Source organism: Acetivibrio mesophilus, assembly GCF_004102745.1.
Taxonomy (GTDB): domain Bacteria; phylum Bacillota; class Clostridia; order Acetivibrionales; family Acetivibrionaceae; genus Hungateiclostridium; species Hungateiclostridium mesophilum.
The window spans coordinates 38,867-58,069 of record NZ_RLII01000022.1 but is presented as its reverse complement, the minus strand read 5'-3'; the positions used below and the strand labels follow the sequence as shown (position 1 = coordinate 58,069).

Here is a 19,203-nt window from a genome sequence, read left to right as displayed (position 1 = left end):
TTTGGCAATAGATCAGATGGTATTTTGATGTATTTTTCAGCAGATTATTTTCTTGATTTATAGGTAAAAGTAATTTTAATTTGACGCTTTAGCAATCTAACAGGGAAAAACAATTTGTCGCTCTACACCTATGTTAGATCAAAATTTTATTTTAGACCTAATTACTACTCATGGGGTGATATTGATAGCTTCTTATATGTAGGAGAAGTTACAGACAAGTAATTTAAAACACAAACATGATTTAACATAGCTTATATTTTAAGGGAAGCTTCAGGCGGAGATTTTACTCCACTTGAAGCTTTATATTTAGTGTCAGTTTCTCGGTCTCTGTTTGCCATAGGAAGCATGGACAAGCTTAAAGACGTGCCTGTTCCCTAAACACCTTCCAGAGATTTACTCATGATTTTATATGAATTTTGCTCCCAGTTTCTTTAATTTTTCATTATATTTACTTGCTCTTCTGTGAAACATAGTACCTACTGCAGGTGTATTAATAGTAACTTTATATCCTGCTTTAATCGCACCCAATGCAGTTAACGCTACACACCCTCCACCATCAACACCAACTATCTCTATTTCATCAACATTTAATTCATCCAGTTTCTCTTTCAACTTTGGATTAGTAAATGCATCGCCCTTATGCTTTTTAAAAAAATAATTGGATACTACTTCTATGTTATTAGCCAATTCCGCATTTTCAGTGCCTTCGAATGCCTTAAAAGGTGCAAGCCTATTGATTAAATTGTCTTTCATAATAGTCAATATGTAAATAATGGAATTTCCTTCATTGTCTTTAATTACCTTATTTACAGCAGCAATAAGCTCCTTGTTGTTATACTTAAAAAATTTTGCATGGGAATCTCCTACACAAATATTCTGCATATCCATAACTAAAACTGCTTTAGACATAATTCTCATCCTCACATTCCTATTATATTATCTATTAATGCAATGGCACACCTTCAACCTTCCTTATTCTCTAATCGTTTATATCGTTTACAGATCTAGGTCTAAACTTTTAAAGGTCGCATATTCCTTTATCATCCAATCCAGTGATCCCCAATCAGCAGAGCCATTCAACTCCAAATCATTTTTCAGTTTAATTGCATAGAGTACTAGCTCACTTGCCTTTTCTTCAGAATCAATAAAGAAAGGGCCATTATCTCTAATACCCTGAAATACTCCACAATTACTACAATGATTTGCAAAATAATTGCTTTGTGAAGTTTCTGAATATCTTTTGCAGTATTTAAAATTATCATTTAGAAATCTCTGTAAATTCGAAGGCATATTACTAATGTTACTGATAAAATTAATTTCTTCGTCAAATACTTCACTTCCATCATCAATTACTGTATAATTATCTGCTGCTAATAATATTATCTTAATATCACTTTTACATTTAAAACATGTCTGATTTCCAATAGCAATATAGAGGTGCTCCGAAACAATTAAGTTCGTATCTTTATTATGAAACCACTTACTAAATTTGTGATATTCTTCTCTATTATTTACATACCATTTTTTAAGCTGCGGATTCCATCTTGCTCCTAAAGCTTTTGCTTCATCCTTTTGCGAAAAAGGCACATTCAATAATAATGGCAATCTATATCCCCCCATGATATGCAAAATCACATTTTAAGAAATAGTTTTTCCTTACTCGACATCTTATCAAATCCACCAATACTTGTCTACCTTATTTTACTAAATGCCCAAATAGAATCGACAATTGCCCCAGCTACATTTGCGCTCATTGGTTTTCAGGATTTCTTTCTGCCAAACATAACTGCAAAGGAATAATACTTGTAGATGCAACTAACATCCATTAATCCTATTTCCTTGAGCCATTCTAATTGTTGATTTACTGTTGCTTCTTTGTCCAACTTCATTCTTTCATACGCAGCTAGGATTTCTTCCCTTGGTAAACCGCTTTTCTCTATACTTTCCTTCCATCTTTTTTTGTTAAGACTATCTATATAGGGTGTTTCTCCAATTACTTGATCTGCATTAATAAAAACCCCGTTTGGCTTTAGAATTGAATAGCATTTTTTGAATAATTCTTTTTTATCTGAATCTTCCAAATGATGTATTGAAAGTGCAGAAACAACCATATCAAACTCTTCTGAAAGATTATATTTTGTATAATCACCCACTACATACTTTATATTCTCATTTCCAATAAATCTTTGCTTTGCTACTTCAAGCATTTTTTCAGAAATATCTATGAGTGTAATTCTAGCTTCAGGATATCTATCAAGCAAAAATGATGATAATAATCCTGTTCCAGCACCAATATCAAGTATTTTAGGTGTATTATTATTAACATCTGCAACAGATACACAAATACCATAAAACTCGTCAAAACATGGTATAAGCATCTTTCTTTGACTGTCATACTTTTTTGATATTTCATCAAATTTATCTTTTAATTGATTCATATTTTTTTCTCCTTATGACATAGGATCTGAAGATATTATTAACTATTTTACCACATCATCCCTCATAATCAAATTAAATTTGTTATTAAGTATGATGCTGTAGATGAAGGATGTATCAAAGCTTAATTGGTCATTTTACTTCGTGAAATCCCACTCAAAATAATTGCGAGACTCAAATGAATCTCGCCTTGAAATGTATTATATTCCTCGGACAGCCTTATTCCCTGTTCTTCAAAGCCTCATTCATTGGTATCCTCTTCACCTTTTGAAGATGCAGAGCATTAATCACAAAGTAAGCCAATGCTCCGGTTATGACAATTTTCACATAAACCGACACCGGCAGATAAAAATCCATATACCCTTCGATTAATGAGGATATGTATACCAGAGCCATTTTAAATACATATGACTCTAGTGGAAGACAAATCAACAAAGATATCAGAGTAACAATTGCTGAAGCATCCAGATACAGCTTCCTGATTTCCTTTTTTTCATATCCGAATACCTTCATAAAGGAAATATAAAGGGAGTTCTTGTCAATGACAATCTTAGTCAGAAGGTACATCAATACTAAATAGGCAAATACAGAGAACACATTCACAATAGTAATAACATCTCCAAAGGAAATCATCATCTGCTTTGCCGCCCCGAGAAAATCACTTCTGTTCATGAGTTTGGCAATGTAAGCATCGTCTATATCCAGTTTTTTCTGTGATGCATAGCAGTTAAAGGTGCCCGCATCCTTTTCAAGAAGTTTACACAAATCATCAATGCTCATATATGCCCCCAGATTATTAGTGTAAGGGCTAATTGTGTCCACTACCAAAGTGTATTTTTTCTCATAAACAGTATCCTCAAAAATAATTTCATCCCCCACATTAACGTTTAACTTTTTTGCAAAGGAATCGGAAACGACAATGTGGTTTTGCTCGGTCGGAAGCGTAAAGTCATTAAAGATTTGGCTATCTTCCTGCACCCCGTAAAAGGTGACATCTACATTATCTCCAGTCAGGTAATACTCAGTCTCTAAGGAATAGATTAATACCTTCTCTCCCCCCTCTGCTTCTACCGGAGCTTTTAATATATACTGATATTCATAGGGCAGGGTGTCATCAATCGTATCCACATAATGATCCATGAGAGGCTGTAAGCCAATGCCAAACATCAATAGGAAGCTAGATAAAAAGATTCCAAAAAACAGAACCAGATAGCTTCCTTTATTTTGAAGAATAACGCGAATCCGGAAGCGGCTAATAAATTTGAAGTTCGGAAGTTTTGCTGCTTTCTTTTGCTTTCTTTTCTTTAGATCCTTTCGCAGGAAACGAAGAGGTGACAGAGACATTTTATTTATCAGCAATGCTAAATTCACCACAATCATAATAACCACAGGAATAATCGTAGTCTTTATAAAGGCCGTCTGATTAAATCTCAACGCCAAAGGCGGCAAACAGTATGTGGTATAGTAAATTCGCTTAAATGGTTCAATCATCACTGTATACCCTAAAGCATTCCCCACTACGGAGGCAAGGAATGTGACAATGATGGTCGGAGTAATATAGTGGAGAATCAGTTCCCATTTTTTATATCCCATGGAACGAAGGGTACCAATGATTGGTGCCTCTTCCTCAATAGTATGTGAAGAAAGTACTGCGAACACAAAGGCCATAATTACTATTAAAATATAGATTAATACTTCCATCACAGGTCCGTCTTTGCCCATATCGTTTTGAAGGAAAATTATGCTTTGATTATTCTGGGCAATTAAGAAATCCTGAACATTCACGCCATTGCCGACAAGAAGCTTATGGATTCTATTGGCCGCCTCTACCTTTTCTTTGTCTGACAGATTCCGTTCATTGTGGCGGTAGCTGTAACGGTATGTAACAGTACTTTTGTCAAATTTATCAAAGCCCTCCTCCGACACCATGCACACACCAAACCCCGTGGTATTCATGACCAAGTCCTGATTATTCAGAAACAAAGAACTGTAATCGGGTAAGGAGATGGTTCCCGAGACAATATATTTAATCTTGTTTAACTCAAGAGAATCCCCTACTGCAATGTCATGGTTTTGGGCAAACAATCGATCCACAGCAATCTCATTGCCATTGGTCGGTAGCTTACCTTCAAAAAGAGCCGGAATATTCATTTCATTTCTTTCGTTAAAAACATATACCTTGGCATCTCCATCAAATTCTTCTACCGAGCTGTAATAATTGTCACAAAGGACAATATCCTCTTTCCCCAACATATTCTTTACGTTATCTTCCAAGGGAAATGCAGTTTCAAAATAGGCATCTTCGACTTTATTATCAATTAGGTATTCATCCAATGAATACTTGACACTCTCCATCACGCACAAAAAGCCTGAACCGATAAGTATAGTAATGACCAAAAGCAAGAATATGCATATGTATCTTCCCGCATTTTTCTTAAATTCAAGGGAATAACGTTTACTCAACGGATTTCTCATATTAGTCACCCCCTACCACTCTAATTGGCTGGCCGATATCGGATTCTCATTGACATAGTCAGAGACAATCATGCCATCTCGCATCTTTAGCACATGGTTGGCTATGTTTTTAATTGCATCATTATGGGTTACAATAATAATTGTATTACGGTATTTTCTATTTACCTGCTCTATGAGGCTTAATATTTCTTTTGATGTTTGATAATCAAGGGCTCCGGTTGGTTCATCACACAGAAGAAGGGACGGGTTCTTGACCAAGGCTCTTCCAATAGCACAGCGTTGCTGCTGTCCGCCGGACAATTGAGACGGCAATTTATCCTTATGGTCGTACAGTCCGAGAGTTCTTAATAATTCATCAATTTCCAGAGGATTCTTACTTAGGTATGCACATACCTCAATATTCTCTTTCAGTGTAAGGTTCGGAACCAGGTTATAAAACTGGAAGACAAATCCCAAATGGTTTCTTCGATAGAGGGTAAGTTCTTTTTCATTCATGCGTTTCGTGCAATCTTCCCCAATGTCGATACAACCGGCGTCTGCCATTTCGATGCCTCCGATGATATTAAGAAGCGTGGATTTGCCCGAACCGGACGGACCTAGCAACACACATATTTCTCCGTCCTGAATCTCACAGTTTATTCCCCGCAACACTTCAACTCTAGAATCTCCATTTCCGTAGAATTTGTGAACATCATTCACTTTAATTTTCATGCAATCTCCTCCTTTTCGGTCGTGTCAGAAAAATAAAAGCTCAGGATATCGAGTCCCTTCGCTTTTGCCTCTTTCATTTCATTCCAAGAGGCCAAATAAAAAAAACGGATACGTCGCTGTATCCGTTAATAAATATCCTATATTTATGAGTTCGGGTACAGCAACGCTATACTCGAGTCTCATCATTTAATGCAAAACCAGGTTTATGATTTTCATCAACCAGTGTGTTGGCTTGCCACGCTTTCGCGCTGACTACTCCCTCAAAGATTAATCATATTTTAACATATGAAGTAAGTTGTGTCAAATTCCTTAATTCCATAATTTACCATAATAGAATAATCCATATAACGCTACGGGCTTCATCCCATTCAAACCAATTCAGAGCTGGAAAGCTGAACTCCAAAAAATCTAATCTTCCAGCTCTTTTCCCTAATTCTTAAAAAAGAAAATTCCTCCGTCACTCAAAGAACGATAGGTATCATTATTTCCATTTTAACTTATTTTTGCTGTCTTGTCTGTCTTAATTTCTGGTATCATTATACGTAATCCTCAAAGACAAACTCACATAGTATGTCAGTTGAAGTGCATTCTTGGAAAAAAGAATAATCCTTTCTTTCATTTGAAGAAAGATTGGTTTATACTATATACATATAGCTTAAAAATACCTATGAGTCAGGATATTAAACGACATATATAATCAATATTAATAATTGGACTACACATTTTGCCAAGTCCGTGCCATTTCGGTATGTTAGCTATAAATGATATAATAAGCACAGTTTGCGGGGGTATTTTATAATGAAATATAAGCAAATAAATGCAAATACAGAAGAAGGATTTCAAGATTTAGAATTCAGTATTGAGGAATATTTCCAGGACGAAAATCAAAATCAAATTGTTAGAGCGATAGGTCTTTTTGAAGAAGAAACTGTAGGGTTTGAAGCAGTGTTTAAATCCGATATGGTACCAGGTATAAAAGGTAACACCATTGATAACACAGCTTTTTGCAAAGGAGGAGTATCCCTAAGATCGATGGGAATAGTATCAGATAAATTTGTACAAGCTTTAGCTAAGCTTTATAATCAAAAAGCAAAAAAGAATACCATGGTAAAAGAATTGAAATTTACAAGCTTTGTCCTTGGTGGCAATCCAAAAAATTTTCCTTTTGAGGACCTTAAGTTTAAGCTTTTCTATGAGGATTCATTTGAGAAAGACTCATACGCTGAAGTATACCTTAATGTGAACATTCCAAAAAAAATTATTGAGCTTAAAGAAAAAGATGTTGACTATAGAGAAAACATTTGCAGGGCATTAACAGGTGATTATCCAAATGCCTTCGGGAGAATCCTAAAAAAGATATTTAAACACGGCCAATAAGATATATGAAGCTACATATTTAAGGGAGTATGATGAAATTGAGAAGAAAAGACAGAGAAGTTACAGAAACAAACGAGCTAATTCAAATTATTGACCAATGTAAGGTCTGTAGGATTGGTATGCAGGATAATGCCGGCCTTTATATTGTGCCAATGAATTTTGGCTATACTTATGAAAATAATCAACTAGTGCTATTTTTCCATAGTGCAAAAGAAGGAAGAAAAATCCAAGCATTAAAAGAAAACAGCGTTGTATGTTTTGAAATGGATTGTGAACACCGCCTTATTACAGGAGATTTAGCCTGCCAATATTCGTATTCATTTAAAAGCATTATTGGAAACGGTAAGGTTGTCTTTATTGATGAAGTTGAAGAAAAGAAAACTGCCCTATCTGCATTGATGAGACATCAGACCAAAAAGGATTTTTCATTTGATGATAGAATGGTAGACAGTGTTTTAGTGTTTAAAATTATTGTACACGAATTTACCGGTAAATATCACCCATAATAGACATAATACCTATTCATATTAATTCACTTTCTTTATATATTGCTCAACTTGATAAAATTAGAGCATTCCACCAGAAGATTTTTAAAGCGTTAGAAATTCGTTAGAAATTTGGTTGAAAAAAGGTTTGAGAAAATTAATAAAATTCTCTCAAACCTTGTGGTGCGGACGAAGGGACTTGAACCCCCACGTCGGTGACACTAGATCCTAAGTCTAGCGCGTCTGCCAATTCCGCCACGTCCGCAAATAATATCACGCGACAAAAGATATTATACTTGCGTTCTAGTCATTTGTCAATAGAAATTTTAAATTTTAAATTTTAAAACTTTTCGCATAATTAATATATCTTTCGCTAATTAATAAAAAAGAAGGAACGCTACTATAGCTAAAACCATTAGTATAATAAGACCCACAAAAAACTTAGCTACCTTCTTGCCTACCGTGGATTCTCTCCTTCGGTAGCTCTTAATGGAATACGTCCTAGGCTGCAGGTCATAGTCATTGTTTAAATTGAACATATTGAGCACCCCCCATAATAAAATTATACAATCCCTCCTTATCTAAAATCCAGAGGTTAATATTGCTAAAACCCTTACAATCAACTGCTTTTAGATCTCTCAGATACTTTAGCAATTTAAAAACTCATTGATGCAATTCAAATTTACTGATATATTATTTGGGTAGACAATAATCAATCAAAAATCAAATACAAAAAGCATAAAAATAATAATATAAAACAGAAATATGGAAAGGTAAAAAATGACTACTATATATTTTATTTTATTAGTATTGATTCTGGCCCTTGTTTATATGCGTTATGAGACTACAAGACTAAAAGTCAGCAGAGTCTATTTCACCAAAAAAAAGAATCCTCTTAAGGTTATACATCTTTCAGACCTGCACATGAAGTTCTTAAATGTGGATATAAACAAGGTGGTAAAGGTATTGGAATCCGAAAGACCCGATCTTGTTATACTTACGGGGGACTATATAGATAACCCAAAGCATATACCGGCATTTATAGAGTTCCTCGAGGACATCAGAGGAGATTATGAAATTTGCCTTTGCTTTGGCAACCATGATTATAATGCGCTAAACAACGATGAGGTATCAATACAGGAATTTAGAAAGCTAATAGAGAGCAAAGGTGTATCGGTGCCTCTCAATAGCTCCGTCTGTATAGAAAAAGGCAATCGAAAGTACAATATTATTGGAATTGAAGATCTGAGGTCAAAAAGGTACGATGTTGAAAAGGCCCTTAGCAGTTGCAACACAAAGGGCTGCACCAATATAGCCATATCCCATAACCCCGATATTATATTTCAAATACCCGTGGGAAGTGTGGATTATCTTCTATGCGGTCATTTTCACGGTGGGCAGATATGGGCACCTTTCAATCTTGAATTTAAGCTTCTACGCCACGAAAAACTTGCTAAAATGGGCATGACAAAAGGTGCTCATAGGTTTAAAAATATTAATTTAAATATTAACAGTGGTCTTGGGAATGTATGCTTTCCCTTAAGACTTTTTTCACCGCCGGAGATATCTGTATTATATCTGCCATAAATTAAGGAGTCAGAGAAACTCTCCGACTCCTTAATTTTATGCATTATAAACGCTCTTCAAGCTTCTTTTTCTCATCTTCGTAGCCCGGTTTTCCCAAAAGCGCAAACATATTTTTCTTGTAGGCTTCAACTCCCGGTTGGTCAAAAGGATTTACCCCAAGGAGGTATCCACTGATACCGCATGCTTTTTCAAAGAAGTATACCATATTTCCAAAGTAATAGGAAGTAAGCTCGGGTACAGTTACTACAAGATTTGGAACTCCGCCGTCGGTATGCGCAAGCATTGTTCCTTCCATTGCTTTCTTATTTACATAGTCTATATCTTTACCGGCAACAAAGTTTAATCCGTCAAGATTATCCTTATCTTCCTTTATAACGATATTTTTTCTAGGCTTTTCGATTTTGATTACAGTCTCAAATATGTTTCTGAGTCCATCCTGTACATATTGTCCCATGGAATGAAGATCTGTTGTAAAGTCAACCCCAGCCGGGAATATGCCTTTTTGATCTTTTCCTTCACTTTCTCCATAGAGCTGCTTCCACCATTCTGTGAAATAATGAAGTGAAGGCTCATAGTTAACCATTATTTCGATTGTCTTGTTTTTTCTGTAGAGAGCATTCCTTACAGCCGCATACTTATAGCAGTCGTTTTCCATCAGATTCGGATTGCTATAAAGCTCACGGGCATCAGCTGCTCCTTTCATCATGCTGTCGATATCGGCTCCGGATACTGCAATAGGAAGCAAGCCTACTGCTGTCAAAACAGAGAATCTTCCTCCGATATCATCCGGAACTACGAAAGTTTCATACCCTTCTTCTGTTGCCAGCTTCTTTAGAGCTCCCCTTTCCTTGTCGGTAGTAGCGTATATTCTGCTCCTTGCTCCATCTTTTCCGTATTTGTTTTCCATGTACTCTTTAAAGATTCTGAATGCAATGGCAGGCTCTGTTGTAGTACCGGACTTTGATATTACGTTTACCGAAATGTCCTTGCCTTCTATTACTTCCATCAAATCAGCAATGTATGTAGAGCTAATATTGTTTCCTACGAAATATATTTCAGGGGCAGTTCTCTTTGATTCGGGCAAAAGATTATGGAATGAGTGAGAAAGCATATCTATTGCTGCCTTTGCCCCTAAATATGAGCCTCCGATTCCAATTACAATCAATGCCTGGGAATCAGATTTTATCTTTTCTGCTGCCGCCTTAATTCTCGAAAATTCTTCCTTATCATAATTTACAGGAAGATCTACCCAGCCTACAAAGTCATTTCCTGCTCCAGTCTTATTATGGAGCATTTCATGTGCAGACTTCACAAAGCTTTCCAAATACGCAATTTCATTTTCATTTACAAAAGCCGCTGCTTTTGAATAGTCGAATTTTATTCTTTCCATCGTTAAACCTCCAGCATATAATTTTTATTGATCAAACATAAGTCTGATAAGCTTTTCAACAACTTTGTTTTTATATTAACAAATGATTAATCTTAACGCAATAGAATATTCTAATTTTTCCAACCCTAATATAGTCTATAAGCCTATATTAGGCCTCATTGTCTAAATGATATAATACACCAAACCGTATAATTTATACCTTAGAGCATGAATTTTCATTTCATCAAATTACGTTTTTAGGGTATCAATCCCACTACTCATATCTTAATGCTTTAGATGTAAATTTTAGATGTAAATTTTCAGCTACTTAAAGCTTAAAACTAAGCTTTTAAATAATAATGCAATTGGCACAAAATATGGGCTATCTGCATCTTAATACGAAATCAAGCTTAAAATTACCGTGTTAATCCTTTGCAAAATGTATAAACTAAATACATACAAAATAGACAAGGTGGTGAATAGCATGGCAAAAAGAAATACTCCTTTGGTTCCAGAAAGCAGAGATGCTTTAACTCGTTTTAAAATGGAATGTGCTAAGGAAATCGGTCATTTGCAGTATGTTAAAGAAAACAACGATCATTACAAAGGTGATGTACCTTCAAGAATAAATGGATTACAAGGCGGCCCCATCGGCGGACAAATGGTCAAAAGAATGATTCAAATGGCTGAAAACCAATTGAAATAAACTTCGATTGACTCATCATACAGTACAGATCATCATTTCACTCCGAAAGGCTGATAAGAGCCGGAGAAAAGTAAGCCCATTACTCTTCTCCGGCTATATTAATAAGCCTGATTACCTGAGCTCTGCACCAAGGTTTCTTTTTAGTCCGTCAAGGATCTTTGTCATAGCCTTGCCCACATCTTCATCGGTCAAAGTCCTGTCGGATGCTCTAAATGTTATGGAATAGGCCACACTCTTCATGCCTTCGGATACCTGCTTTCCTTTGTAAACATCAAAAAGCTTTATACTCTCAAGTATCTTGCCTGCCCTTTGCTTTATAACATCTTCAATCTGTTTAACCATTACTTCATCTTTTACAAGCATTGCTATATCCCTTGTAACGGCCGGGAACTTCGGAAGAGCCGTATACTGGCATTTCATCGAAGCTTTTTTCACCAACACTTCAATTTCAATAACACCGATGTATGTCCTCTCGGGACATTCAAATTTTTCGGCAACATCGGGATGTATTTCCCCTATGATACCTGCGTACTCACCGTCAATGCTTAAGGAAGCCGTCCTTCCCGGATGGAAAATAGCATTGTCTTTCTCTGGTGAAATCTCATAATCTTTTATTCCAAGCCTTGCGAACAACTCTTCTGCAACGCCCTTTAAATCATAGAAGTCGAGCTTTCCGTACATTCCCAGTGTAAGCACCGGTTTTTCATGAGGCAACTCATTTAACGGAAGACTTTGAGGAATATATACCCTGGACATTTCAAAAAGTCTCGCCTCTTCTATTCTCCTATTGTAATTGGTACTGATTACCCCAAGCATATCCGGAATAGTAGTCGTTCTCATTATGCTGTAATCTTCACCTAGCGGATTGGAAATAACAATAGCCTTGCGAAGCTCGCTGTCCATCGGAAGGTTCAATTTGTCAAACACCTTCGGACTGGTAAATGAGTAGGTAAATGCCTCAGACAGTCCGCATGCGATCATTGTTTCCTTTATGAGGTCCTCAATAATCTGCTTGTGGGTTTTCCTTCCCAGTGTAGCAGCCTTGCCGGATAAGAGCGTAGCTTCTATGTTGTTGTAGCCATAGAATCTGGCAATTTCCTCTGCAATATCCGCTTCCCTCTCCACATCCTCTCTAAAGCTAGGAACCTTTACAGTCATATTATTCTCGTCAACTTTAAATTCAAGGGCTTTCAATATACCAATCATCTCTTCCTTCGGAATATTGGTACCTAAGAAATCATTTATTTTCTCGACCCTTAGATTGATAGTCCTAGGCTCTTTCTTTTTGGCATAACAATCAATCAAACCCTTGCATACAGTACCAATTCCCAGTTCTTCTACAAGCTCAACAGCTCTGTTGATGGCAGCCTCAACATTTTCAGCATCAAGGCCCTTTTCAAATCTTCCGGAAGCCTCGGTCCTCATTCCCAGCTTCTTTGCTGTAAGTCTCACAGACGTGCCGTTGAAGTTTGCCGCCTCAAATACTATCGTACTGGTGTCTTCTTTGATTTCCGAATTGGCACCGCCCATTACACCAGCTACTCCAATTGCTCTTTCTTCATCAGCTATCACAAGCATTGAGGAATCTATTTCTCTGTCCTGGTCATCCAGGGTCTTAATTGTCTCCCCCTCATGAGCTCTTCTTACAACAATCTTATTTCCCTTTATATCCTTGATGTCGTAAGCATGCATCGGCTGGCCGTATTCCAGCATTACATAGTTTGTTATATCAACAATATTATTAATCGGCCTTACTCCTGCTGCTTTTAGCCTATCCCTCATCCACTTGGGCGAAGGTCCGATCTTGACATCCTTTACAACTCTTGCCGCAAACCTCGGACAAAGCTCCGTATCTTTCACTTCAACAGAAATATATTGAGCAGCATCGTCTCCCTCTTCCTTTAGGTCTATAACGGGTTTCTTAAACTCTGTCTTTAGAGTGACAGCTGCCTCTCTTGCAAGACCGATAATACTCAAACAGTCCGGCCTGTTGGACGTAATTTCAAACTCGATGACCTTGTGGTTCAATCCGAATACTTCCTTTATATCTTTTCCCAGTTCCTCTTCCTTAGGCAGAATATAAATACCATCCTCCGGCGCATCGGGATAATCCTCACTGGTAAGGCCCAGCTCCTCTATTGAGCACATCATACCGTAGGATTCTATTCCCCTTAGCTTTCCTTTTGATATTTTTTTGTCTCCCGGAAGGGTAGATCCCACAAGAGCTACCGGTATATAATCTCCAACACTGATGTTCTGGGCTCCGGTCACTATCTGTATTACCTCGCTGCCTACATCCACCTTTGTCACCTGCAACTTGTCGGCATCGGGATGTTTTTCAATAGTCAGTATTTTCCCCACTACCACTTTAGTGATGTCTTCCCCCTGAACCTCTATTCCTTCAACCTTAGAGCCTGACATTGTCATGGCATCTGCAAATTCCTTAGGGCTTACATTTATATCAACATAATCTTTTAGCCAATCTATCGGTGCTTTCATACTATTACTCCTTTCGCAAATTTTATCTAAATATTAAAACTGTTTTAAGAATCTGATATCGTTTTCATACAAAAGCCTCATATCATCAATATTGAATCTTCCCATTGCTGTTCTTTCCGCTCCAAGTCCGAAGGCAAATCCGCTATATACTTCAGGGTCTATACCACAAACCTCAAGAACTTTTGGATGAACCATTCCTGCACCCAAGATTTCTATCCAGCCTTCGTTCTTGCATACCCTACAGCCTTTTCCCCCACAAGTCCAACATGAAACGTCAACCTCAGCACTGGGTTCTGTGAATGGAAAATGGTGAGGTCTCAACCTTATTTCTGTCTTTTCTCCAAACAAGCTCTTAGCAAACAATCTCAGAGTACCCACGAGGTCTCCCATTGTAACTCCCTTGTCTACGACCAGTCCTTCTACTTGATGAAATATTGGTGAATGGGTGGCGTCTACAGCATCGGAACGATATACCCTTCCAGGGCAGATTACTTTTATTGGCGGTTTTTTATTCTCCATAACCCTAATTTGAACCGGTGATGTCTGGGTCCTGAGCAATATGTTGTTATTTATATAAAAGGTATCCTGAACATCTCTGGCCGGATGATTCTTTGGAATGTTGAGAGCTTCAAAGTTATAATAATCCAGCTCAACCTCAGGGCCTTCGGCTATCTCATAGCCCATTCCTATAAACACATCTTTAATCTCATCTATTACAATGCTCAAAGGATGTTTTTTTCCAAGCATCTTTCTGTTTCCCGGCATTGTTACGTCAATAACTTCTTTCTCCAGCTTAAGGCCTCTTTCTTTTTTGGTGAGTTCACTTTTTACCTCTTCAAGACGGCCTTCAATAGAAGCCCTCACCTCATTTGCCAGTTGACCTATTATCGGCCTTTCTTCCGGGGACAGCGCGCCCATACCCCTTAGTACAGCGGTGAGTTCACCCTTTTTGCCCAAGTATTTTACTCTGATATTTTCCAGTTCCGTAATAGTCCCAACATTAGAAAGCTCCTGTTCTGCCTGCATTCTAATACTGTTCAATTGCTCCTTCATGCTTTATATTCCTCCTTATATGAATTCATTTAGAAGTATTTACCTGTCTTTTGATAAAAAAAACCTTCATCCCCACACAAAGGGACGAAGGTTTGCTTCGCGGTACCACCCAGATTCTTGTATATCTCTTAAGATATACAAGCACTCCTATGCAAATAACGGATGCAACCCGGCACTTCCTACTTACCAGCAATTATTAACGCTTTTGTAATGCTTATTAACAAGCTAATGTTCAGAATGCAGCTCTTGAGGGAATTTCAATGGTCTGATCTGATAAAGATACTTTCAGCCCCTGGTATCTTCTCTCTTATATCCTCAATGACCATCTACTCTCTCAATCATCGCTTTAATATATTTTATAAATTATAGCATAAATTCTACATATATTCAATGCGCATTTTCATTTCTTGGTGAAGCAATATTGCTCTCAGCAAATTGCAATGACACTATTCTTAGTATTCCCATAACCTTTTGGTTCCAATTTCATCTTCTGCAATAATGCCATTTCTTATACTTTCATTTTTGAGCTCATCATAAAAAAGTGCATAAGTAGTCATCATGTATGGTATTGTAATGGCAAAACCAATGGAAAAAGTAAATATCGAAATCAATATCCAGCCTATAAAGCTCAAGTTCAGCAAAAAGAACTTTTTCCTGTAGCCCTTCATCATTCTTGCGCTCAAATTCGTGGCCTGTCTAACGTCCATTGTGGGATTATCCGCAAGTATAAAAAAGCTCATACTCAAATCAAGCGCCTTGATTACTCCAGGAACAATCAATAAAACGGACCACACTAAAATTAATAGAGTTGTCCAGATATAAAGTGCAGCAGCGTTTAAAAAATACTTAAAACCGTAAAACACATACTTCATACTGACACGGTAAGGATGCTCGGCTGTATCGAGATTTATTTTTATCTTCTTCCCAATCGTGATTTCCGCTCCAAAAATACTAAATTTCCCTTTTTGCTTTTTCTCCTTGTCCTTATCTTCCTTTTCTTTCTTGGTCCTAGGCTTCTTTTCTACCCTTGATATGGCAAGAAAGTAAATGGTAAATCCCAATACCACCGGTCCATTAATTATTAATACCGCCTCTAAACTAAAACGCCCCAACATAAAAAACAGCAGAGCATAAAACGCCACCGTCATCAGAAATAACAGTGCCAAATTAGATCCATTGTTACTTAGTTGGAACCTCGCTTTCTTTTTTAGTCTACCCAATTCCATCAAATACTACCCCCATATATATCCAATACTTTTGCATATCAATTCATTCTGCTATTTTATCATATTCTTCAACCCAATACAAATAAAAAAACTCATAATTAACCCACAATATGCCGATATACTAATACACTTCCAGAAATTATTCAAGCATTGACAAAATAAAATAGCAAATAGTATTTATGTTTATTGTGGGTTATAATTATATTACACATTATTAGCAAATAATATCTCAAAGGATGTGATAAACATGCCAACTATCAATTTTCCGAAGGATTTCATATGGGGTTCTGCAACAGCAGCATACCAAATCGAAGGTGCGTACAACGAAGATGGCAGAGGTGAATCAATATGGGACCGCTTCTCCCATACTCCAGGCAATATTGAAAACGGACATACAGGCGATATTGCATGCGATCACTATCATCGTTATGAAGAAGACATAAAAATTATGAAAGAAATCGGTATTAAATCATACAGGTTTTCCATCTCATGGCCTAGAATTTTTCCCGAAGGAACAGGCCAGCCGAATCAAAAGGGGTTGGATTTTTACAAGAGACTGACAAATCTACTTCTAGAAAACGGAATTACCCCTGCAATTACCCTCTACCACTGGGACCTTCCTCAAAAACTTCAAGACAAGGGAGGATGGAAAAATCGGGACACTACCGATTATTTTGCTGAATATAGCGAAGAAATATTTAAAAATCTAGGGGATATAGTTCCTATATGGATTACTCAAAATGAGCCTAGGGTTGTGTCTCTGCTTGGTCATTTTCTAGGAATTCATGCACCGGGCATAAAAGACCTTCGCACATCCTTGGAGGTTTCTCATCATCTCATGCTGTCCCACGGCAAAGCCGTGAAGCTGTTTAGAGAAATGAATATCAATGGTCAAATAGGGATAGCTCCGAATTTATCCTATCACTATCCTGCATCCCAGAAACCTGAGGATATTGCAGCGACAGAACTGTCATTTTCGATAGATGCAAGATGGTATCTGGATCCATTGTTCAAAGGCTCCTATCCTGAAGATGCATTGGAGCACTACAAAAACAAGGGTATTGAACTTTCTTTCTCTCAGGATGATTTGAAGCTCATCAGCCAGCCAATGGATTTTCTGGCGTTCAACAACTATTCTTCGAGCTTTATAAAGTATGACCCAACCAGTGAGTCCGGCTATACAGGTGCAGATTCAATAGTAGAGAACTTTGAAAAAACAGATATGGGCTGGATTGTATATCCTGAAGGTTTGTATGATCTGCTTATGCTCCTTGACAGGGATTATGGAAAGCCAAATCTGATTATAAGCGAAAACGGTGCTGCCTTTAAGGATGAAATAAGCAGCAACGGAAGAATAGAAGATATAAAGAGAACTCAATATCTTAAGGATTATCTGACCCAAGCTCATAGAGCAATTCAGGATGGTGTAAACCTGAAAGGTTATTATTTGTGGTCATTTATGGACAACTTCGAATGGGCTTATGGGTACAATAAAAAATTCGGAATCGTCCATGTGGACTTAGAAACCCAGGAAAGAAAAATAAAGGACAGCGGCTACTGGTATAAAGAAGTCATTAAAAACAACGGTTTTTAAAACGTGCTCTATAATGCATGATAAAGCCAAATTCTATAGCCAGCAAAAAAATGATAATGGGCATTTATATCCGAATGTCCATTATCATTTTTAATATCAAAAAGGTCATATCATAGTTTTATTCCAAAACCTTGAAACAATATATTTTATCAACATTAATGTGTTGAATTCTATTTCTGCTTTTTAGCTCAATCCATCCTTCCCGGCACTCACTTACCAGTCCCGTTATCCCAATATGAAGGAGCTTTGACCACAAGGAAAGATATACTACAATCTTCTTTCCCACATACTGTTTTAAATAACCATCCATTAAAATACCACCCTTCGCACTTTTCTGGATAGTTCGTCCGTTATAAGTTCCATTTCGGCACCCAAACTGTATAAACGATCTATAAATAGTATGCAAGGGGTTAAGCTAATAAAACTATCCATATATATTTTATCACTATTGTGGTGCAAATAGAAGCATCTAATATTACTTTGTTCAAACTATCCAAAAAAAAACTCTGTAATTCAACCAAATCAAATTACAGAGCTCTATATATGGAATTTTAGAAAAAAATCGAATCTTCAATAGAATAATAGGTAACTGTTTTTACAAATTCGGTATTATTTGCAAAAGATACCTCTTTAATATCGTAAGATCTGTGGAACCAATCTTTCCATCATTATTAAGATCAGTAACTCTTAAGTCATCAACAGGGAATTTATCAATAATTTTAAGTAAATATCTTTTATATATTGAATAATCTGTTGAATTGACTTTTCCATCACCGTTTACGTCACCTTTAAGAATCGAACTGCCTTTTGTTGGTGTAGGAGTATTTGAAGGAGTTGCAGTATGCTTAGGAGTAGGAGTTGGAGTTGGAGTACCTTGCGGAACGCCATCCGGATAGTATTTTACATATTCATATTCTGCTTTTAAAGGAGTTTTTCCGTCATATGCACCTAACCAACCATCTACACCTATTCCAGGCCATAAGTTCATCATAATCTTGCTTGGGGTAACAGGTATATTTCTAGTACCGCGATAAACCTTTTTGCCGTCAACGTAGAAGTCTATATAGTTTTGCCTCCACTCAAACCCATATGTATGAAAATCTTGAGATGCATCAAATCCTAGATTGTGGTAATATTCGTTGCCGCCATTTCCGTCCTTATACCAGTTAAATTGGACTTGTGTAGTGTTTTTACCAAGGATCTCAATATCGATTTCATCCCACGGATTGTTGTCTGAAGGTCCTGTGTAAGTAAAAAATGAAGAAACAATACCTGTGTTCTTAGCAGCTTTCATTCTTACTTCATAATAACCGTAGCCAAAAAATGATTTTGTACGGTATTCACCGCTTTTATACGGATATGTACCACCATATTCCTTGTCAAGGTTCAAAACCATCTTTCCATTGGAGAATGTTACTTGAGAAGGCTTCCAAACACAGTTAAATACTGAGCCATTTGACCAATCCGCTTTCTCCCATAGACTTGAATCAAAATCAGAAAATACTGCCACAAAAGGTGTAGTTGTTATGTTTGCAGCTTCTGCTTTAGGAAAAGGAGAAATAAACATGGGTAAAGCAAATAGCAAGGAAGCCATTAAGAATAAGATTATTTTCTTTTGCATAAATACCTCCCAAAAAAATAATAATATATAGTTTTGTATCAACATTATAAATCTAGTGTTTTAC

17 protein-coding genes, 1 tRNA gene and 1 other annotated feature are annotated in these 19,203 nt (G+C 36.9%); of the genes, 5 read left to right on the top strand and 13 right to left on the bottom strand.

Annotated features, from left to right (window positions below; all coding sequences use genetic code 11):
* Window positions 1–405: 405 nt before the first annotated feature.
* The 5 genes from EFD62_RS13635 to EFD62_RS13615 form a co-directional block, all read right to left on the bottom strand.
* A complete protein-coding gene (locus EFD62_RS13635; protein ID WP_128706284.1) occupies window positions 406–909 on the bottom strand; it encodes a cysteine hydrolase family protein in 504 nt (167 codons plus the stop codon).
* Between the two features lie 87 nt (window positions 910–996).
* Window positions 997–1,605, bottom strand: a complete 609-nt coding sequence (locus EFD62_RS13630; RefSeq protein WP_128706283.1) for a DUF5710 domain-containing protein — start codon at window positions 1,603–1,605, stop codon at window positions 997–999.
* Between the two features lie 155 nt (window positions 1,606–1,760).
* The gene (locus EFD62_RS13625) at window positions 1,761–2,438 is read right to left on the bottom strand and encodes a class I SAM-dependent methyltransferase (protein ID WP_128706282.1); all 678 of its coding nucleotides are present in this window, start codon (window positions 2,436–2,438) and stop codon (window positions 1,761–1,763) included.
* A 217-nt stretch (window positions 2,439–2,655) separates the two neighbouring features.
* Window positions 2,656–4,911: an ABC transporter permease gene (locus tag EFD62_RS13620; RefSeq protein WP_069194254.1), complete on the bottom strand. Its 2,256-nt coding sequence runs from the start codon at window positions 4,909–4,911 to the stop codon at window positions 2,656–2,658.
* 12 nt (window positions 4,912–4,923) lie between these two features.
* A complete protein-coding gene (locus tag EFD62_RS13615; RefSeq protein WP_069194255.1) occupies window positions 4,924–5,622 on the bottom strand; it encodes an ABC transporter ATP-binding protein in 699 nt (232 codons plus the stop codon).
* Between the two features lie 798 nt (window positions 5,623–6,420).
* Here EFD62_RS13615 and EFD62_RS13610 point away from each other — a divergent pair.
* The gene (locus EFD62_RS13610) at window positions 6,421–6,999 is read left to right on the top strand and encodes a hypothetical protein (protein ID WP_083225129.1); all 579 of its coding nucleotides are present in this window, start codon (window positions 6,421–6,423) and stop codon (window positions 6,997–6,999) included.
* A 32-nt stretch (window positions 7,000–7,031) separates the two neighbouring features.
* Window positions 7,032–7,505, top strand: coding sequence for a pyridoxamine 5'-phosphate oxidase family protein (locus EFD62_RS13605; RefSeq protein ID WP_069194256.1), 474 nt, complete (start codon window positions 7,032–7,034; stop codon window positions 7,503–7,505).
* 160 nt (window positions 7,506–7,665) lie between these two features.
* Here the strand turns inward: EFD62_RS13605 and EFD62_RS13600 are convergent.
* Window positions 7,666–7,749, bottom strand: a tRNA-Leu gene (locus tag EFD62_RS13600).
* A gap of 112 nt (window positions 7,750–7,861) precedes the next feature.
* Entirely contained in the window at window positions 7,862–8,023 is a 162-nt protein-coding gene (locus EFD62_RS17785; protein WP_170176856.1) for a hypothetical protein, read from the bottom strand.
* 241 nt (window positions 8,024–8,264) lie between these two features.
* Between EFD62_RS17785 and EFD62_RS13595 the strand changes: the two genes are divergently transcribed.
* Window positions 8,265–9,071, top strand: coding sequence for a metallophosphoesterase (locus EFD62_RS13595; RefSeq protein ID WP_069194257.1), 807 nt, complete (start codon window positions 8,265–8,267; stop codon window positions 9,069–9,071).
* Window positions 9,072–9,114: 43 nt separating this feature from the next.
* Here EFD62_RS13595 and EFD62_RS13590 read toward each other — a convergent pair whose 3' ends face one another.
* Window positions 9,115–10,461, bottom strand: a complete 1,347-nt coding sequence (locus EFD62_RS13590) for a glucose-6-phosphate isomerase (RefSeq protein ID WP_069194258.1) — start codon at window positions 10,459–10,461, stop codon at window positions 9,115–9,117.
* Window positions 10,462–10,924: 463 nt separating this feature from the next.
* Here EFD62_RS13590 and EFD62_RS13585 point away from each other — a divergent pair, with 463 nt between their 5' ends.
* Window positions 10,925–11,146 carry an alpha/beta-type small acid-soluble spore protein gene (locus tag EFD62_RS13585; protein WP_069194259.1) on the top strand — a complete coding sequence of 74 codons (222 nt, stop codon included), beginning with the start codon at window positions 10,925–10,927 and terminating at the stop codon, window positions 11,144–11,146.
* Between the two features lie 111 nt (window positions 11,147–11,257).
* Here the strand turns inward: EFD62_RS13585 and pheT are convergent, their stop codons facing one another.
* The 3 genes from pheT to EFD62_RS13570 form a co-directional block, all read right to left on the bottom strand.
* Window positions 11,258–13,645, bottom strand: a complete 2,388-nt coding sequence (gene pheT / locus EFD62_RS13580; protein ID WP_069194260.1) for a phenylalanine--tRNA ligase subunit beta — start codon at window positions 13,643–13,645, stop codon at window positions 11,258–11,260.
* A 33-nt stretch (window positions 13,646–13,678) separates the two neighbouring features.
* A complete protein-coding gene (pheS, locus tag EFD62_RS13575) occupies window positions 13,679–14,698 on the bottom strand; it encodes a phenylalanine--tRNA ligase subunit alpha (protein ID WP_069194261.1) in 1,020 nt (339 codons plus the stop codon).
* A gap of 77 nt (window positions 14,699–14,775) precedes the next feature.
* Window positions 14,776–15,049 (bottom strand) — a binding site (T-box leader).
* A 101-nt stretch (window positions 15,050–15,150) separates the two neighbouring features.
* Window positions 15,151–15,924: a DUF975 family protein gene (locus tag EFD62_RS13570; protein WP_069194262.1), complete on the bottom strand. Its 774-nt coding sequence runs from the start codon at window positions 15,922–15,924 to the stop codon at window positions 15,151–15,153.
* A 247-nt stretch (window positions 15,925–16,171) separates the two neighbouring features.
* On the opposite strand from EFD62_RS13570, the gene EFD62_RS13565 reads away from it, so the two are divergent.
* A complete protein-coding gene (locus EFD62_RS13565; RefSeq protein ID WP_069194263.1) occupies window positions 16,172–17,518 on the top strand; it encodes a GH1 family beta-glucosidase in 1,347 nt (448 codons plus the stop codon).
* 118 nt (window positions 17,519–17,636) lie between these two features.
* Here EFD62_RS13565 and EFD62_RS13560 read toward each other — a convergent pair whose 3' ends face one another.
* Both EFD62_RS13560 and bglS read right to left on the bottom strand, forming a co-directional pair.
* Complete coding sequence (locus EFD62_RS13560) at window positions 17,637–17,828, bottom strand: DUF6897 domain-containing protein (protein WP_069194264.1); 192 nt, start codon at window positions 17,826–17,828, stop codon at window positions 17,637–17,639.
* A 285-nt stretch (window positions 17,829–18,113) separates the two neighbouring features.
* Window positions 18,114–19,139, bottom strand: coding sequence for a beta-glucanase (bglS, locus tag EFD62_RS13555; protein ID WP_069194265.1), 1,026 nt, complete (start codon window positions 19,137–19,139; stop codon window positions 18,114–18,116).
* Between the last annotated feature and the right edge of the window lie 64 nt (window positions 19,140–19,203).

Coding starts and splice junctions, on each gene's coding strand:
- EFD62_RS13635 (WP_128706284.1), bottom strand. CDS start 909: ATGTCTAAAGCAGTTTTAGTTATGGATATGCAGAATATTTGTGTAGGA.
- EFD62_RS13625 (WP_128706282.1), bottom strand. CDS start 2,438: ATGAATCAATTAAAAGATAAATTTGATGAAATATCAAAAAAGTATGAC.
- EFD62_RS13620 (WP_069194254.1), bottom strand. CDS start 4,911: ATGAGAAATCCGTTGAGTAAACGTTATTCCCTTGAATTTAAGAAAAAT.
- EFD62_RS13615 (WP_069194255.1), bottom strand. CDS start 5,622: ATGAAAATTAAAGTGAATGATGTTCACAAATTCTACGGAAATGGAGAT.
- EFD62_RS13610 (WP_083225129.1), top strand. CDS start 6,421: ATGAAATATAAGCAAATAAATGCAAATACAGAAGAAGGATTTCAAGAT.
- EFD62_RS13605 (WP_069194256.1), top strand. CDS start 7,032: ATGAAATTGAGAAGAAAAGACAGAGAAGTTACAGAAACAAACGAGCTA.
- EFD62_RS17785 (WP_170176856.1), bottom strand. CDS start 8,023: ATGTTCAATTTAAACAATGACTATGACCTGCAGCCTAGGACGTATTCC.
- EFD62_RS13595 (WP_069194257.1), top strand. CDS start 8,265: ATGACTACTATATATTTTATTTTATTAGTATTGATTCTGGCCCTTGTT.
- EFD62_RS13590 (WP_069194258.1), bottom strand. CDS start 10,461: ATGGAAAGAATAAAATTCGACTATTCAAAAGCAGCGGCTTTTGTAAAT.
- EFD62_RS13585 (WP_069194259.1), top strand. CDS start 10,925: ATGGCAAAAAGAAATACTCCTTTGGTTCCAGAAAGCAGAGATGCTTTA.
- pheT (WP_069194260.1), bottom strand. CDS start 13,645: ATGAAAGCACCGATAGATTGGCTAAAAGATTATGTTGATATAAATGTA.
- pheS (WP_069194261.1), bottom strand. CDS start 14,698: ATGAAGGAGCAATTGAACAGTATTAGAATGCAGGCAGAACAGGAGCTT.
- EFD62_RS13570 (WP_069194262.1), bottom strand. CDS start 15,924: ATGGAATTGGGTAGACTAAAAAAGAAAGCGAGGTTCCAACTAAGTAAC.
- EFD62_RS13565 (WP_069194263.1), top strand. CDS start 16,172: ATGCCAACTATCAATTTTCCGAAGGATTTCATATGGGGTTCTGCAACA.
- EFD62_RS13560 (WP_069194264.1), bottom strand. CDS start 17,828: ATGGATGGTTATTTAAAACAGTATGTGGGAAAGAAGATTGTAGTATAT.
- bglS (WP_069194265.1), bottom strand. CDS start 19,139: ATGCAAAAGAAAATAATCTTATTCTTAATGGCTTCCTTGCTATTTGCT.